Consider the following 15409-nt stretch of genomic DNA (forward strand, 5'->3'; position numbering starts at 1 on the left):
CTCACTGCGTGACGACCTTCACAGCAGAACCGTCATCCAGTTTGTCCGCGCCCTCGGTGACCACCTGCTCGCCCTGTTTCACGCCATTGTCGAGAATCGCCGAAACATCGCCCGTGGCCGGCCCGGTCTTGACGTTACGCAGGCTGACCTTGTTGCCGGGGTCGACCACCACAAACACGAAATCACCCTTGCTGCCGTGCTGAATCGCCCGGGTCGGCACCACCGTGATTTGCGTCAGGGTATCGGCCTTGAGCCGGGCGTTGACGAACTGATTGGGAAACAGCGCCTTGCCCGAGTCATCGAACTGCGCCTTGACCTTGATCGTACCGGTGCTGGTATCGACCTGATTGTCCAGCGCCAGCAGGCTGCCGGTGCCCAACAGGTTGTGCTTGTTACGGTCGTAGGCCAGTACCGTCACCGCGCCTTTGGCCATGGCCTGATTGATCGCCCCCAGATCATCTTCGGGCACAGCGAAGACCACGGTCGCCGGAGTCATCTGAGTAATCACCGCAATACCGGTGGTGCTCGCGGTGGTGACGTAATTGCCGGGATCGACCTGGCGCAAACCGACCACGCCATCGACCGGTGAGGTGATGGTGCAATAACTCAACTGCACTTCCAGGTTCTGCACACTGCCCTGATCGGAGGCGACCGTGCCTTGCAGCTGCAGTACCAGAGAGGCCTGGGTGTCGAGGGTTTGCTGGGTGGTGGAACCGACCTTGATCAGCTCGCGATAACGCGCCAGGTCCCGCACTGCGTTGCTCAACAACGCCTGATCATGCATGAGCGTGCCCTTGGCTACCGCCAGTTGCGCCTTGAGCGCGCGGTCGTCGATACGGGCGATGACCTGTCCCTTGTGCACCTGCTGGCCTTCCTTGAACTCGACCGAGCTGAGAATCCCATCGACCTGAGTGATCACCGTCACACTGCGGGTCGGCGTGACCGTGCCCAAGGCATCGATGTACACCGGCACGTCCTGCAACTTGACGGCCGCCGCCGCAACGGGCTCGGCGGGAGGCGGCGGTTTAACCTTGTGGCGCCCTTGCACCAGGAAATACCAAAGCACGACCGCCAGCAGCACCAGCAGGAGTACCCCGACTGCCAGGCCGATTTTGCTTCGTCTGCTTTTCTCCACAGTGTTCACTCGAACAGGCCGACAGTGATGCGCGGCGATTGAAAGTGAAGCCCGGCCACTCAAGATCAATAGTGCCAATGGCTGATCGCTGCCTTGAACTCTAGCAGTGGGTCGGCGGTTCACCCGAACATCCGCAAACTTGTTCAGCGTACCGACAGAGATTGTCAGTAACCGTTCGGTTACAGGCATTCTTGAGCGCCGCGCGAGGCCGGTGCTACCATGCGCAACCGCCAGAACAGGCAAGGAACCCCCTGGTTTATGAGCACTATCCGCGAGCGCAACAAAGAACTGATCCTGCGTGCCGCCAGTGAAGAATTTGCCGACAAGGGCTTCGCTGCGACCAAAACCAGTGATATCGCAGCCAAGGCCGGATTGCCCAAGCCCAACGTCTACTACTACTTCAAATCCAAGGAAAACCTCTACCGCGAGGTCCTGGAAAGCATCATCGAGCCGATCCTGCAGGCCTCGACGCCCTTCAACGCCGATGGCGTGCCCAGCGAAGTGCTGAGCGGCTACATCCGCTCCAAGATCCGCATCTCCCGCGATCTGCCCTTCGCCTCCAAGGTGTTCGCCAGCGAAATCATGCACGGCGCCCCACACCTGAGCGCCGACCTGGTCGAACGACTCAACGGCCAGGCCAAACACAACATCGACTGCATCCAGACCTGGATCGACCGCGGCCAGATCGCCGCCATCGACCCCAACCACCTGATGTTCAGCATCTGGGCCGCGACCCAGACCTATGCCGACTTTGACTGGCAGATCTCGGCGGTGACCGGTAAAGCGAAGCTGGACGAGGCGGATTACGAAGCGGCGGCGCAGACGATTATTCGGTTGGTGTTGAAGGGGTGTGAGCCGGACTGAAAGACCGCGGCGCGGCTATTCGCGAGCAATGGGTTGGCGACAACATAACGAGCAAGTTTCACCAAGTCCTCCTCACGACGCAGCGCATGATCATGAAAGATCTGCTGCCAGAGACTGCCCGTTCTGCCAGTGGCGGCATTGATTGATCGAGTACTTAACGATTGGGTCTGGCACATCAATTGGCCCAGTGATCCTTTTTGCAATTGAATCAGCCAGTGAAAATGGTCAGGCATGACGACAAAAGCCAAGGAGTCTGCAAACCCCTGATCCTGTGCTTGTTTGAATTGGTGTACGACCTTCCTGCCCAAGGTGTAATCCCTGAAAACAGGCTCCCGCTTGAGAGTATTGGCCGTCAGAAGGTAGATGCGATTTTGTTCGGTATGGCGACCGATTCGAAGACGATGTGACGCTGACAGCTCAGGCATTCCTTTGCCTCTCTCCTGAATGAACTCATGAGAAGGCTAGATCAGGACATCCGAGACTGGAGGGTAGACTTTTAGCTGGATGTGTCTGGGAGATTGCCTTCGCGAGCAAGCCCGCTCCCACAGTGGATTGGCGGTGTTCACACATGTTGTGTCCACACAGCCCCCTGTGGGAGTGAGCCTGCTCGCGATAGCGGTAGTTCATTCACCACAAATCAAGCAGTAACCCCCGCATCCGCCCGCAACCCCTGCGCCTCAATCGCGCTGATCGCGCACTGTTCATCCACATCCGACAGATCGCCGCTGATCCCCACCGCTCCCAGCACATTCCCGTCCTGATCCCGAATCAATACACCGCCCGGTGCCGGCACGACGCTGCCCTGCCCCAGGCTATTCAATGCAGCAATAAACGCCGGGCGTTGCTGGGCATCCAGTGCCAGCAGCCGCGAGCCTTTGCCCAGCGCAATCGCACCCCAGGCTTTGCCGATGGCGATTTGCGGGCGCAGCAGGCTGGCGCCGTCTTCTCGCTGTAGAGAAAGAAGATGCCCGCCGGCATCCAATACAGCGATGGTCAGTGGAGCTGCGCAGATTGCACGCCCTGCGGCGATGGCCTGACTGGTCAGGCTGACTGCGACTTTCAAGGTTAAAGCGCTCATGGTGCCGTCCTCATTTTGTTTTTGGGAAAGCCGTTGCACTGCTTCGTAATGCCGCAGTCCGATGCAACAAATAGAACACAATAGATTATTTATTTGTATACAATAATTCTCGAAAAGCGCCGCATGCGACGAAAAGCCACAGCAGAACGGGCTTCCGACGAATGAAACAGTCGCTTGAGAAAATGGATTGACCTGCGCCGTCCGCCGTGAATACACTCTGCGCAAAGCCACTTGTATACAATTACAAAACGTAAGAGGCACCAAAACCATGAGCAAAATGAGAGCAATCGAAGCCGCCGTTCTGGTGATGCGCCGCGAAGGGGTTGATACCGCTTTTGGCATCCCGGGCGCCGCGATCAACCCGCTGTACTCCGCCTTGCAGAAGGTCGGTGGCATCGATCACGTCCTCGCACGCCATGTTGAAGGCGCTTCGCACATGGCCGAGGGCTACACCCGCACCAAGGCTGGCAACATCGGCGTGTGCATCGGCACTTCCGGCCCGGCGGGCACTGACATGGTCACCGGGCTTTACAGCGCCTCGGCCGACTCGATCCCGATTCTGTGCATCACCGGCCAGGCACCACGGGCCCGTATGCATAAGGAAGACTTCCAGGCCGTCGACATCACGGCCATCGTCAAGCCAGTGACCAAGTGGTCGACCACCGTCATGGAACCGGGCCAAGTGCCTTACGCGTTCCAGAAAGCTTTCTACGAAATGCGCTCCGGTCGTCCAGGCCCAGTGCTGATCGACCTGCCGTTCGACGTGCAGATGGCTGAAATCGAATTCGACATCGATGCCTACGAACCACTGCCACTGGCCAAGCCCACCGCTAACCGCGTGCAAATCGAGAAGGCCCTGGCCATGCTCGATCAGGCTGAGCGCCCATTGCTGGTCGCCGGTGGCGGCATCATCAACGCCGACGCCAGCGAGTTGCTGGTGGAGTTTGCCGAGTTGACCGGCATTCCAGTGATCCCGACCCTGATGGGCTGGGGCACCATCCCGGACGATCACCCATTGATGGTCGGCATGGTTGGCTTGCAAACTTCGCACCGTTACGGCAACGCAACAATGCTGAAATCGGACGTGGTATTGGGCGTCGGTAACCGTTGGGCCAACCGCCACACCGGCTCGATCGACGTTTACACCGAAGGCCGCAAGTTCATTCACGTTGACATCGAACCGACGCAAATCGGCCGCGTGTTCACCCCGGACCTGGGCATCGTTTCCGACGCCGCTGCCGCGCTGACCGTGTTCATCGAAGTCGCTCGTGAATGGCAAGCTGCTGGCAAGCTGAAAAACCGCAGCGCCTGGCTGCAAGATTGCCAGCAGCGCAAAGCCAGCCTGCATCGCAAGACTCACTTCGACAACGTGCCGGTCAAGCCGCAGCGCGTGTATGAAGAGATGAACCAGGTGTTCGGCAAAGACACCTGCTACGTCAGCACCATCGGTCTGTCGCAGATTGCCGGCGCGCAGTTCCTGCACGTCTACAAACCGCGTCACTGGATCAACTGCGGCCAGGCCGGCCCGTTGGGCTGGACCATTCCGGCAGCGCTGGGCGTGGTCAAGGCTGATCCGACCCGCAAGGTTGTGGCATTGTCGGGCGACTACGACTTCCAGTTCATGATCGAAGAATTGGCGGTGGGCGCGCAGTTCAAACTGCCGTACATCCACGTGGTGGTGAACAACTCGTACCTGGGGCTGATCCGTCAGGCCCAGCGCGGTTTCGACATGGACTACTGCGTGCAGCTGTCCTTCGATAACCTCAACGCTCCGGAACTCAACGGTTACGGTGTTGACCACGTCGCAGTTGCCGAAGGCCTCGGTTGCAAGGCACTGCGAGTGTTCGAGCCGGCTCAGATCCAGCCTGCCCTGCGCAAGGCTCAGGAACTGATGGAAGAGTTCAAGGTGCCGGTGATCGTCGAGATTATCCTGGAGCGCGTGACCAACATTTCCATGGGCACCGAGATCAACGCGGTCAACGAATTCGAAGACCTGGCGTTGGTCGGTAACGATGCGCCAACCGCGATTTCGTTGCTCGATTAACTGCTGATCGTTCCCACTGTGGGAGCGGGTTTGCTCGCGAAGGCGTCGGCACAGTCAACATTGATGTCGCCTGATATACCGCTTTCGCGAGCAAGCCCGCTCCCACAGGGGACCACACACATACGGGAGACCACCATGCCGCGTTTCGCAGCCAACCTGTCCATGCTGTTCACCGAACAGGATTTTCTTGCCCGTTTTGAAGCGGCCGCCAAGGCCGGTTTCAGTGGTGTCGAATACCTGTTCCCTTACGACTTCAGCTCCGCCGAGATCAAGGCCAAGCTCGACGCCAACGGTCTGACTCAGGTGCTGTTCAACCTGCCGGCCGGTGACTGGGCCAAGGGCGAACGCGGTATCGCGTGCCTGCCGGATCGGGTCGAAGAGTTCCGCGCCGGGGTCGACCTGGCAATCGCTTACGCCAAAGTGCTGGGCAACACCCAGATCAACTGCCTGGCCGGGATTCGTCCACAAAACGTCGATGACGCCACCGTGGAAAAAACCTTCGTCAGCAACCTCAAGTACGCGGCCGACAAGTTGCAAGCGGCGGGTATCAAACTGGTGATGGAAGCGATCAACACTCGCGACATCCCGGGTTTCTACCTGAACAACACCGCGCAAGCCCTGTTGATTCGCGAACAGGTCGGCAGCGCCAACCTGTTCCTGCAATACGACATCTACCACATGCAAATCATGGAAGGCGACCTGGCCCGCACCCTGCAATCGCACCTGGGCGAGATCAACCACGTGCAGTTGGCGGACAACCCGGGGCGCAACGAACCGGGCACCGGTGAAATCAACTACCGCTTCCTGTTCGAACACCTGGACCGCATTGGTTATCAGGGTTGGGTTGGCTGCGAATACAAACCGCTGACCACCACTGAAGCGGGTCTGGGCTGGTTGAAAACCCATAACGCAATTTGACACGGAACCTGTGGGAGCGAGCTTGTGTGGCGAGGGGGCTTGCCCCCGTTCGGCTGCGAAGCAGTCGCAAAACCTGCACATGTGTTCTATCTGACTGACCGCAAAAACACATTTGGGGCCGCTTCGCGACCCAACGGGGGCAAGCCCCCTCGCCACAAAGAGCTCATCGGTCCAGAGCCGGGAGCCAAACAAAAACAAGAGGATTTTCTCATGGCTAAAATCGGATTTATCGGCACCGGCATCATGGGCCACCCAATGGCGTTGAACCTGCAGAAAGCCGGTCACAGCCTGTTCCTGTCGGCGCACCACGACCCCGCCCCGGCTGACCTGGTTGCCGGTGGCGCCATCGCCTTGGCCAACCCGAAAGAAGTCGCCCAGGAAGCCGAATTCATCATCATCATGGTGCCGGATACCCCGCAGGTCGAAGACGTGCTGTTCCGCGCTGACGGCATCGCCGCCGGTGTTGGCAAAGGCAAAGTGGTGATCGACATGAGCTCGATCTCGCCAACCGCTACCAAAGCTTTCGCCACCAAGATCAACGAAAAAGGCGCCCAGTACCTCGACGCGCCAGTGTCCGGCGGTGAAGTGGGCGCCAAGGCTGCGAGCCTGAGCATCATGATCGGCGGCGATGCCGATGCCTTCGAACGCGCCTTGCCGCTGTTCCAGGCCATGGGCAAGAACATCACCCTGGTCGGTGGCAATGGCGACGGTCAAACCGCGAAAGTGGCGAACCAGATCATCGTTGCGCTGAACATCCAGGCTGTCGCTGAAGCCCTGCTGTTCGCCTCGAAAAACGGTGCCGATCCAGCCAAGGTTCGTGAAGCGCTGATGGGCGGTTTTGCTTCGTCGAAGATCCTCGAAGTGCACGGTGATCGCATGATCAAAGGCACCTTCGACCCAGGCTTCCGCATCAGCCTGCACCAGAAGGACCTGAACCTGGCCCTGCAAGGTGCCCGCGAACTGAACATCAACCTGCCGAACACCGCCAACGCCCAGCAAGTGTTCAGCACCTGCGCGGCCATCGGTGGCAGCAACTGGGATCACTCGGCGCTGATCAAAGGCCTGGAACACATGGCGAATTTCTCGATTCGCGATAAGAAGTAAGCCTTACCCCCCGCTCCCCTGTAGGAGCGACCTGTGGTGAGGGGGCTTGTCGGAATGCCGCACCACCCCGTTGGGCTGCGAAGCTGCCCCGAAATCTCTGACGCATTAAAGATTTTGTGAGTGCTACGCACTCAAACGGGGGCAAGCCCCCTCGCCACAGGGCCCGCTCCCACAGGGGGCCGAGTTACCCTTCAAATAACAAGAATTCCGGGAGCCCGCCATGTCGGTCGATCCGCAACATCTGCTGCGCGAGCTGTTTGCCACAGCCATCGACGCGGCCCATCCGCAACAAGTCCTCGAAGCCCATTTACCCAAAGATCGTAGCGGTCGCGTGATCGTCATCGGCGCCGGCAAAGCCGCAGCGGCCATGGCCCAAGTGGTCGAGCGTTGCTGGCAGGGTGAAGTCTCAGGCTTAGTGGTGACCCGCTACGGCCACGGCGCCCCGTGCGAAAAAATCGAAGTGGTCGAAGCCGCGCACCCGGTGCCGGATGCGGCCGGTCTGGCCGTGGCCAAACGCGTGCTGGAACTGGTCAGCAACCTGACCGAAGACGACCGCGTGATCTTCCTGCTCTCCGGCGGCGGCTCTGCGCTACTCGCACTTCCGGCGGCGGGAATTACCCTCGCCGACAAGCAATCCATCAACAAAGCCCTGCTCAAATCCGGCGCGACCATCGGCGAGATGAACTGCGTGCGCAAGCACCTCTCGGCGATCAAGGGCGGCCGTCTCGGCAAAGCCTGCTGGCCCGCCACTGTTTATACCTACGCGATTTCCGATGTACCGGGCGACCTCGCCACCGTCATCGCCTCCGGCCCGACCGTGGCCGACCCGAGTACCTCGGCCGAAGCCCTGGCGATCCTAAAGCGCTACAGCATCGAAGTCCCGGCCTCGGTGCGCACCTGGCTGCAAAGCCCGGAATCGGAAACCGTCAAACCAGGCGACCCGAGCCTGGCCCGCAGTCATTTCCAATTGATCGCCCGTCCGCAGCAATCCCTGGAAGCGGCGGCGGTGAAGTGCCGTCAGGCCGGTTTCAGTCCGCTGATCCTCGGTGACCTGGAAGGCGAATCCCGGGAAGTGGCAAAAGTCCATGCCGGCATCGCGCGGCAGATCGTCCTGCATGGCCAGCCATTGGCGGCGCCGTGCGTGATTCTTTCCGGCGGCGAAACCACGGTCACCGTGCGCGGCAATGGTCGCGGCGGGCGCAACGCCGAATTCCTGCTGAGCCTGACCGACAGCCTCAAAGGCCTGCCCGGCGTCTACGCCCTGGCCGGTGACACTGACGGCATTGACGGCTCCGAAGACAACGCCGGCGCGATCATGACCCCGGACAGCTACGCCCGCGCCGCCGCCCTCGGTTTGAGCGCCAGCGACGAGTTGGACAACAACAATGGCTACGGCTATTTCGAGGCGCTGGACGCCCTGATCGTCACCGAACCGACGCGCACCAACGTCAACGACTTCCGCGCCATCCTGATTCTCGAGAGCACACACCATGACGCCTGATAAAAAGGTCAAAATCCTCGCCACCCTCGGCCCTGCCACCGACGGGATCGATGACATCCGCGAACTGGTGCAGGCCGGGGTCAATATCTTCCGGCTGAATTTCAGCCACGGCGATCACGCTGACCATGCCCAGCGCTATCAGTGGATTCGTGAAGTCGAGCGCCAACTGAATTACCCGCTCGGGATTCTGATGGACCTGCAAGGCCCGAAACTGCGGGTCGGCAAGTTTGCCGGCGGCAAGGTGCAACTGCATCGCGGCCAGGCCCTGCGCCTGGACCTCGACCCGACCCCGGGCGACGAACGCCGGGTCAACCTGCCGCACCCGGAAATCATCGCTGCGCTGGAGCCGGGCATGGACCTGCTGCTGGACGATGGCAAGTTGCGTCTGCGCGTAGTCACCAAGTACTCCGACGCGATCGACACCACCGTGCTCAATGGCGGAGAACTGTCAGATCGTAAAGGCGTGAACGTGCCGCAAGCGGTGCTCGACCTCAGCCCGCTGACCGCCAAGGATCGTCGCGATTTGAGCTTCGGTCTGGAGCTGGGCGTGGACTGGGTCGCGCTGTCGTTCGTGCAGCGTCCGGAAGACATTCAAGAAGCCCGCGCGTTGATCGGTGACAAAGCGTTTTTGATGGCCAAGATCGAGAAACCGTCGGCGGTCACGCAACTGCGGGAAATCGCCGAATTGAGCGACGCGATCATGGTGGCTCGCGGTGATTTGGGCGTGGAAGTGCCGGCCGAGAGCGTGCCGCAGATTCAGAAGAACATCATCACCGTTTGCCGCGAACTCGGTAAGCCGGTGGTCGTAGCGACCCAGATGCTGGAGTCGATGCGCTTCTCCCCGGCGCCGACTCGCGCCGAGGTGACTGACGTTGCCAACGCCGTGGCTGAAGGTGCGGATGCGGTGATGCTGTCGGCAGAAACCGCATCCGGCGAATACCCGCTGGAAGCCGTGCAGATGATGAGCAAGATCATTCGCCAGGTGGAAAATGGTCCGGACTATCAGGCGCAACTGGACGTGAGCCGACCTAAGGCTGAAGCGACTGTTTCCGATGCGATCAGCTGCGCGATCCGGCGCATCAGTAACGTGCTGCCGGTGGCGGTGCTGGTGAACTACAGCGAGTCCGGGACGTCGAGCCTGCGTGCCGCGCGGGAACGGCCGACCGTGCCGATCCTGAACCTGACGCCCAACCTGCAAACCGCTCGCCGCCTGACCGTGGCGTGGGGCGTGCACTCGGTGGTCAATGATCGGCTGCGCCAAGTGGATGAAGTCTGCTCGACGGCGCTGGAGATTGCGCAGGCGCAAGGCATGGCCAAGCGTGGCGACACGTTGTTGATCACCGCGGGCGTGCCGTTTGGGCAGCCGGGGTCGACTAACTCTTTGCGCATCGAGACTCTGATCTAAAAAACAACCTTTGTGGCGAGGGAGCTTGCTCCCGCTCGGCTGCGCAGCAGTCGTCTGTTTGGCATGATGGTTTTCACAGAGAAACCGCATTCGCCGATTTGGGGCCGCTTCGCAGCCCAACGGGGGTAAACCCCCTCGCCACAGGGTTTTGTGCAAGTCCCTGGTATTTACTTTCATGCCTGCCAACCACTTCAATACCCACTGCCCCGACTGGGCCACTGCCCTGCTCAACGGTTTCAGTCAGATCTTCCTCCAGCGCCATCCGCTGTGTGGCCTGCTGTGCCTGTTGGCGATTCTTTTTACCGCGCCGCTCCTGCTCGGCGGTGCGCTGCTGGGCGGGGTCGCGGGGTTGCTGACTGCGCAACGTCGCGGCTACGCCAAGGCTGATCGTCAGGCCGGGCTGTTCAGCTACAACGGCGTGTTGCTCGGCCTGTTGCTGAGCCTGTATTTCCCCTGGTCCGCCATGTTGCCGCCGCTGATCATCGCCTGCGGTGGCCTGAGTGCGATGCTCACCGAGCAATGGCTCAAGCGCTGCCGTGATCATCAGTGCCTGCCGGCCTACACCGCACCGTTCGTTGGCCTGAGCTGGATGCTGCTCGCGTTTGCTGCGCCCCAGCACCCGGCGCCGCTGATTGAAATGAACACCCTCAACGTGATCGCCGCTTCATTAAAAGGCTTGGGTCAGGTGATGTTTCTCGGGCATCCGCTGGCGGGTGCGCTGATTGCCGCAGGTTTGCTGATCGCCGACCGGCGTGGGTTTTGCTGGGCGTTGCTGGGTTCGCTGGCGGGTCTGGGCTTCGCTCTGTTGCATCACGAAACTTCCAGCGCATTGTCAGGCTTGAGCAGCTATAACCCGGTGCTCGCCGCCCTCGCCTTCAGCCAGGTCCGCCGCCAACCCTGGCTGCCGCTGCTGGGCATTGTGCTGGCGATGCTGCTGACGCCGGGTTTCGCCGCGATAGGCCTGGCCACGCTGACCGCGCCGTTCATCCTCGCTTGCTGGCTGATCCGTGCCGGCATTCGCGTACTGCGTGGGGCCGCCAAAGACACTGCGCCTTGCGCTACCGGGGAGAATAACCCTAGGCTGCGCTGATTTTCATGCTCAGGGCGATTCGAATGAACGGCAACGACACGTGGCGCAATCGCCTGTACGTGATGATTTTCCAGACCGACACGGTAGCTGGCCGGCGCTTTGACAGCACGTTGCTGCTGATCATCCTCGCCAGCCTGGTGATCGTGATCCTCGACAGCATTGACGCGGTTCATCAGAACTACGCCGACGTACTGGCGTGCATCGAGTGGGGGTTCACGGTCATCTTTCTGGGTGAGTACATCCTGCGCCTCTACTGCTCGCCCAAGCCGCTGCGTTACGCGTTCAGCTTTTACGGGCTGGTGGATTTGCTGGCGATCGTGCCCGGCATCCTCGCGTTGTACTACAGCGATGCACAGTACCTGCTGATCATCCGGATCATTCGGATGCTGCGGATTTTCCGGGTGCTCAAGCTCAGCCCCTACCTGAAACAGGCCCATTACCTGCTCGATGCCCTGCGTGGCAGCAAGCAGAAAATCCTCGTCTTCCTGCTCGGCGTCTGCACCCTGGTGACCGTGTTCGGCACCCTGATGTATGTGGTCGAAGGCCCGGAACATGGCTTCACCAGCATCCCGAAAGGCATCTACTGGGCTATCGTGACCTTGACCACCGTCGGCTACGGCGACATCGTGCCGAAAACCGTGCTGGGGCAAATCATCTCGTCGATGGTGATGATCACCGGTTACTCGATCATCGCCGTTCCGACCGGGATTTTTACCGCTGAACTGGCCAGTGCGATGCGCGGCGAACAACAGCAACACGACTGTCCGGTGTGCAAGAAAAACAGCCACGAACCCAGTGCCGCGTTTTGCTCGCGGTGTGGCAATGCGTTGTTTACAAAATTGGAATAAGCAAAGAGCTTTTTAATCTTTAAAGGACTATGTGTGCCCGGCTATAGTCGCTGGCAAAACGGTGGCAACGCCTCTTCAATGACTGAAAAATAACCTGTAGGAGCTGCCGAAGGCTGCGCCTACCAGAACAAGGAATGCGCAGTGAAAAAACTCTTTGGCGCCTCACTTCTGGCCGCTGGCCTGGCATTGACCAGCGTGGCTCAGGCCGCACCGACCCTGCTCAACGTTTCCTACGACGTGATGCGCGATTTCTACAAGGACTACAACACTGCGTTCCAGAAACACTGGCAAGCCGAGCACAACGAAAACATCACCCTGCAGATGTCTTTTGGCGGCTCGAGCAAACAGGCACGTTCGGTCATCGATGGCCTGCCGGCTGACGTCATCACCATGAACATGGCCACCGACATCAACGCCTTGGCAGACAACGGCAAACTGGTTCCGGACAACTGGGTCACCCGCCTGCCAAACAACAGCGCGCCGTTCACCTCGGCCACCGTGTTCATCGTCCGCAAAGGCAACCCGAAAGCCCTGAAAGACTGGCCCGACCTGCTCAAGGACGGCGTACAAGTCATCGTGCCCAACCCGAAAACCTCGGGTAATGGCCGCTACACCTACCTCTCGGCCTGGGGCTACGTGCTGAAGAATGGCGGCGACGACGAAAAGGCCAAAGCCTTTGTCGGCAAACTGTTCAAACAGGCGCCCGTGCTGGACACCGGCGGCCGTGCAGCCACGACGACCTTCATGACCAACCAGATCGGCGACGTGCTGGTGACCTTCGAAAACGAAGCGGAAATGATTGCCCGCGAGTTTGGCCGTGACCAGTTTGAAGTGATCTACCCAAGTGTTTCCGCCGAGGCTGAGCCGCCGGTATCTGTCGTCGATAAAGTCGTCGACAAAAAAGGCACTCGCGCCGCTGCTGACGAATACCTTAAGTACCTGTGGTCGCCGGAAGGTCAGGAGATTGCAGCGGCAAACTACCTGCGTCCGCGAGACCCGGCGGTTTTGGCCAAGTACACCGATCGTTTCCCGAAGGTTGATTTCCTTTCGGTAGAGAAGACCTTTGGTGACTGGCGTACCGTGCAGAAGACCCACTTCAATGATGGTGGGATTTTTGATCAGATTTATGCGCAGTAAAGGCTAAGGCTCAATGAAAAGGCGACCTGCGGAGGTCGCCTTTTTTTGTGGCCAAACAGTAAATTTGTGTTCACCGAAGATCCCCTGTGGGAGCGGGCTTGCTCGCGAAAGCGGTGTCTCAGTAGACATCTCTGTTGAATGTGAAGCCGCCTTCGCGAGCAAGCCCGCTCCCACAGGGATTTCGGCAAGTCGTTACATCGGCGGTGTAACGCCATCCTTGCCGGCCGAGATGGATTGCGCGGTGAGCGTCCCGTCCGCACTTTGGGTCACAAACGTCACGATCTTCACGCCAACCTTCAACAAAGTGCGATCCCCCGGCATCAGGTTGACGATCGGCACGTCTTCCGGCACCAGAATCTTCTGCTGGCCGCCCTTGTAGTTAACGGTCAAGGTGCGGCCATTGCTGACCACCAGATCGCCAACGCTGCCATTGGTCATGCTGCTGCCCTTGGCCAGGTCGAAGGGCCGATGGCCGTCGCCGCTGCCCGCCAGTTCCGGTGGGAAAACGTGGACTTCCAGTGCCTTGAGGGTGCCGTCATCCTGGGGGATGGCGGCCGAGCCGATGTAGCTACCGGGTTTGATGTCTTCGATATTGGCCAGGGTCACGGCTCGGACTTTGGTGTCCTTGGTCAGGGTGATGACCACGTTTTCGCCGCTTTTGGTGTGAACCTTCAGGGTATCGGCATTGACGCCGGTAATCTCGCCGCGCACCCCGATGCGCAGGCCCGGAGCGTCGTCCGCCTGAGCCAGTCCTGCCGAGAATAAGGTGACCAGCGTAATCGCTGAGGCGCTGCGAATCAGGTGACGGAACATCGCATTCATGGAAGTGGCTTCCGGTTATGAAACGTGAAGAGAGAACATAAGCACGCTATCGAACAAGATGTAAGTGAATGTATCATCAGCCTCACTGTTTTGACGCAAGGTTCATCGATGGACATCGCAGTCGTCCGTCACTCATTCCGCAACGGAATGATTACTATCACTCCAATCCCTCTTCCGCCGTTTCGGTCAGCCCCTTAGCCTTCGCGCATTCCTCCTGTTTAGCGAGACACGTTATGAACCCAGCGACTCAGGCGCCCCACAGCGCCGTGACAATGACCAAAGGCATGGTGATGTTGTTCGCCTTCTGCTGCGGCGCCATCGTTGCCAACATCTATTACGCCCAACCAATCATCGGCCTGATCGCACCGGACATCGGCCTGACCAGCACCATGGCCAGTTTCATCGTGTCACTGACCCAGATTGGTTATGCGCTGGGCCTGTTCTTTCTGGTGCCGCTGGGTGATCTGCTGGAAAACCGCAAGTTGATGATCATCACCACGCTGGTGGCGATTGCCAGCCTGCTGGGTGCAGCGTTCACCGATCAACCGAATGTGTTTCTGCTGATCTCGTTGCTGGTGGGCTTCAGTTCGGTGTCGGTGCAGATCCTGATTCCGTTGGCCGCACACCTGGCGCCGGAAGAGTCTCGCGGTCGAGTGGTCGGCGGGATCATGGGCGGTTTGCTGCTGGGTATTTTGTTGGCGCGTCCGGTGTCGAGCTTGGTGGCTGACCACTTCGGCTGGCGGGCGATGTTCATCATTGCGGCAGCGTTGATGGCGGCGATCAGTATCGTGCTGGCGTTGACCATTCCCAAGCGCCAGCCTGATCACAGCGCTTCTTATGGTCAGTTGCTCGGCTCGCTGTGGACGCTGTTGCGTCAACAACCAGTCTTGCGCCAGCGAGCGTTTTACCAGGGTTGCATGTTCGCCACCTTCAGCCTGTTCTGGACCGCGGTGCCGCTGGAACTGGCGCGTAACCACGGTTTGAGCCAAACCCAGATCGCGATCTTCGCCCTGGTCGGTGCCATCGGTGCCATCGCCGCACCGATTGCCGGTCGACTGGCCGACGCCGGGCACACCCGCAAAGCCTCACTGCTGGCCCTGATATTCGCCAGCCTGAGCTTCCTGCCGGCCTTCATCCACCCGCTCTACAGCGTCATCGGCCTGGCCGTCACCGGCGTGGTGCTCGACTTCTGCGTGCAGATGAACATGGTCCTGGGCCAACGCGCGGTCTACGCCCTCGACGCCAAAAGCCGCAGCCGCTTGAATGCGCTGTACATGACCAGCATCTTCATCGGCGGCGCCTTCGGTTCGTCGGTGGCCAGTGCGGTGTATGAACACGGCGGCTGGTTGTGGATCGTGATTGTCGGCAGCGCGTTTCCGCTGTTGGCGTTGTTGCGATTCTTGAGCGTTTCAAAAGAACCTTCCCTGGCAACGGCATAAATCGCTAGAAGCTTCGCGGGCAAG

The 15409-nt window shown here is 59.8% G+C and carries 14 protein-coding genes; 10 read left to right on the top strand and 4 right to left on the bottom strand.

The genetic code is table 11. The features are described 5' to 3' along the window. Window position 1 precedes the first annotated feature (1 nt). Window positions 2–1135, bottom strand: a complete 1134-nt coding sequence (locus tag AC1MEW_RS28595) for an efflux RND transporter periplasmic adaptor subunit (protein WP_480424451.1) — start codon at window positions 1133–1135, stop codon at window positions 2–4. Window positions 1136–1393: 258 nt separating this feature from the next. On the opposite strand from AC1MEW_RS28595, the gene AC1MEW_RS28600 reads away from it, so the two are divergent. Then, complete coding sequence (locus AC1MEW_RS28600) at window positions 1394–1999, top strand: TetR/AcrR family transcriptional regulator (protein WP_201201861.1); 606 nt, start codon at window positions 1394–1396, stop codon at window positions 1997–1999. Here AC1MEW_RS28600 and AC1MEW_RS28605 read toward each other — a convergent pair. Continuing rightward, window positions 1939–2424: an REP-associated tyrosine transposase gene (locus tag AC1MEW_RS28605; RefSeq protein ID WP_480424454.1), complete on the bottom strand. Its 486-nt coding sequence runs from the start codon at window positions 2422–2424 to the stop codon at window positions 1939–1941. The genes AC1MEW_RS28600 and AC1MEW_RS28605 overlap by 61 nt on opposite strands. Before the next feature lie 212 nt (window positions 2425–2636). Continuing rightward, window positions 2637–3077, bottom strand: coding sequence for a GlcG/HbpS family heme-binding protein (locus tag AC1MEW_RS28610; RefSeq protein WP_201194945.1), 441 nt, complete (start codon window positions 3075–3077; stop codon window positions 2637–2639). Between the two features lie 268 nt (window positions 3078–3345). Here AC1MEW_RS28610 and gcl point away from each other — a divergent pair, with 268 nt between their 5' ends. The 8 genes from gcl (at window position 3346) to AC1MEW_RS28650 (ending at window position 13124) form a co-directional block, all read left to right on the top strand. Further along, window positions 3346–5121, top strand: a complete 1776-nt coding sequence (gcl, locus tag AC1MEW_RS28615) for a glyoxylate carboligase (RefSeq protein WP_201201851.1) — start codon at window positions 3346–3348, stop codon at window positions 5119–5121. Window positions 5122–5256: 135 nt separating this feature from the next. Then, window positions 5257–6039: a hydroxypyruvate isomerase gene (gene hyi, locus AC1MEW_RS28620; protein WP_480424455.1), complete on the top strand. Its 783-nt coding sequence runs from the start codon at window positions 5257–5259 to the stop codon at window positions 6037–6039. 210 nt (window positions 6040–6249) lie between these two features. After that, window positions 6250–7143: a 2-hydroxy-3-oxopropionate reductase gene (locus AC1MEW_RS28625; protein WP_480424457.1), complete on the top strand. Its 894-nt coding sequence runs from the start codon at window positions 6250–6252 to the stop codon at window positions 7141–7143. A gap of 220 nt (window positions 7144–7363) precedes the next feature. Further along, window positions 7364–8644 carry a glycerate kinase type-2 family protein gene (locus AC1MEW_RS28630; RefSeq protein WP_201201845.1) on the top strand — a complete coding sequence of 427 codons (1281 nt, stop codon included), beginning with the start codon at window positions 7364–7366 and terminating at the stop codon, window positions 8642–8644. Beyond that, the gene (gene pyk, locus AC1MEW_RS28635) at window positions 8634–10049 is read left to right on the top strand and encodes a pyruvate kinase (RefSeq protein ID WP_201256248.1); all 1416 of its coding nucleotides are present in this window, start codon (window positions 8634–8636) and stop codon (window positions 10047–10049) included. Before AC1MEW_RS28630 ends, pyk begins: the two co-directional genes overlap by 11 nt. Before the next feature lie 175 nt (window positions 10050–10224). After that, window positions 10225–11139 carry an urea transporter gene (locus AC1MEW_RS28640; protein WP_201201843.1) on the top strand — a complete coding sequence of 305 codons (915 nt, stop codon included), beginning with the start codon at window positions 10225–10227 and terminating at the stop codon, window positions 11137–11139. A gap of 23 nt (window positions 11140–11162) precedes the next feature. Beyond that, window positions 11163–11987: an ion transporter gene (locus AC1MEW_RS28645; RefSeq protein WP_201201842.1), complete on the top strand. Its 825-nt coding sequence runs from the start codon at window positions 11163–11165 to the stop codon at window positions 11985–11987. 141 nt (window positions 11988–12128) lie between these two features. Beyond that, a complete protein-coding gene (locus tag AC1MEW_RS28650; protein ID WP_201194961.1) occupies window positions 12129–13124 on the top strand; it encodes a sulfate ABC transporter substrate-binding protein in 996 nt (331 codons plus the stop codon). A 192-nt stretch (window positions 13125–13316) separates the two neighbouring features. On the opposite strand, the gene AC1MEW_RS28655 is transcribed toward AC1MEW_RS28650, so the two are convergent. After that, window positions 13317–13946 (bottom strand): DUF5666 domain-containing protein, encoded by a 630-nt coding sequence (locus tag AC1MEW_RS28655; RefSeq protein ID WP_322267791.1) that lies wholly within the window; start codon window positions 13944–13946, stop codon window positions 13317–13319. Window positions 13947–14179: 233 nt separating this feature from the next. Between AC1MEW_RS28655 and AC1MEW_RS28660 the strand changes: the two genes are divergently transcribed. Then, window positions 14180–15385 carry an MFS transporter gene (locus AC1MEW_RS28660; RefSeq protein ID WP_201201839.1) on the top strand — a complete coding sequence of 402 codons (1206 nt, stop codon included), beginning with the start codon at window positions 14180–14182 and terminating at the stop codon, window positions 15383–15385. The last annotated feature ends 24 nt before the right edge of the window (window positions 15386–15409 follow it).

The organism is Pseudomonas sp. ASL4, from assembly GCF_056680395.1.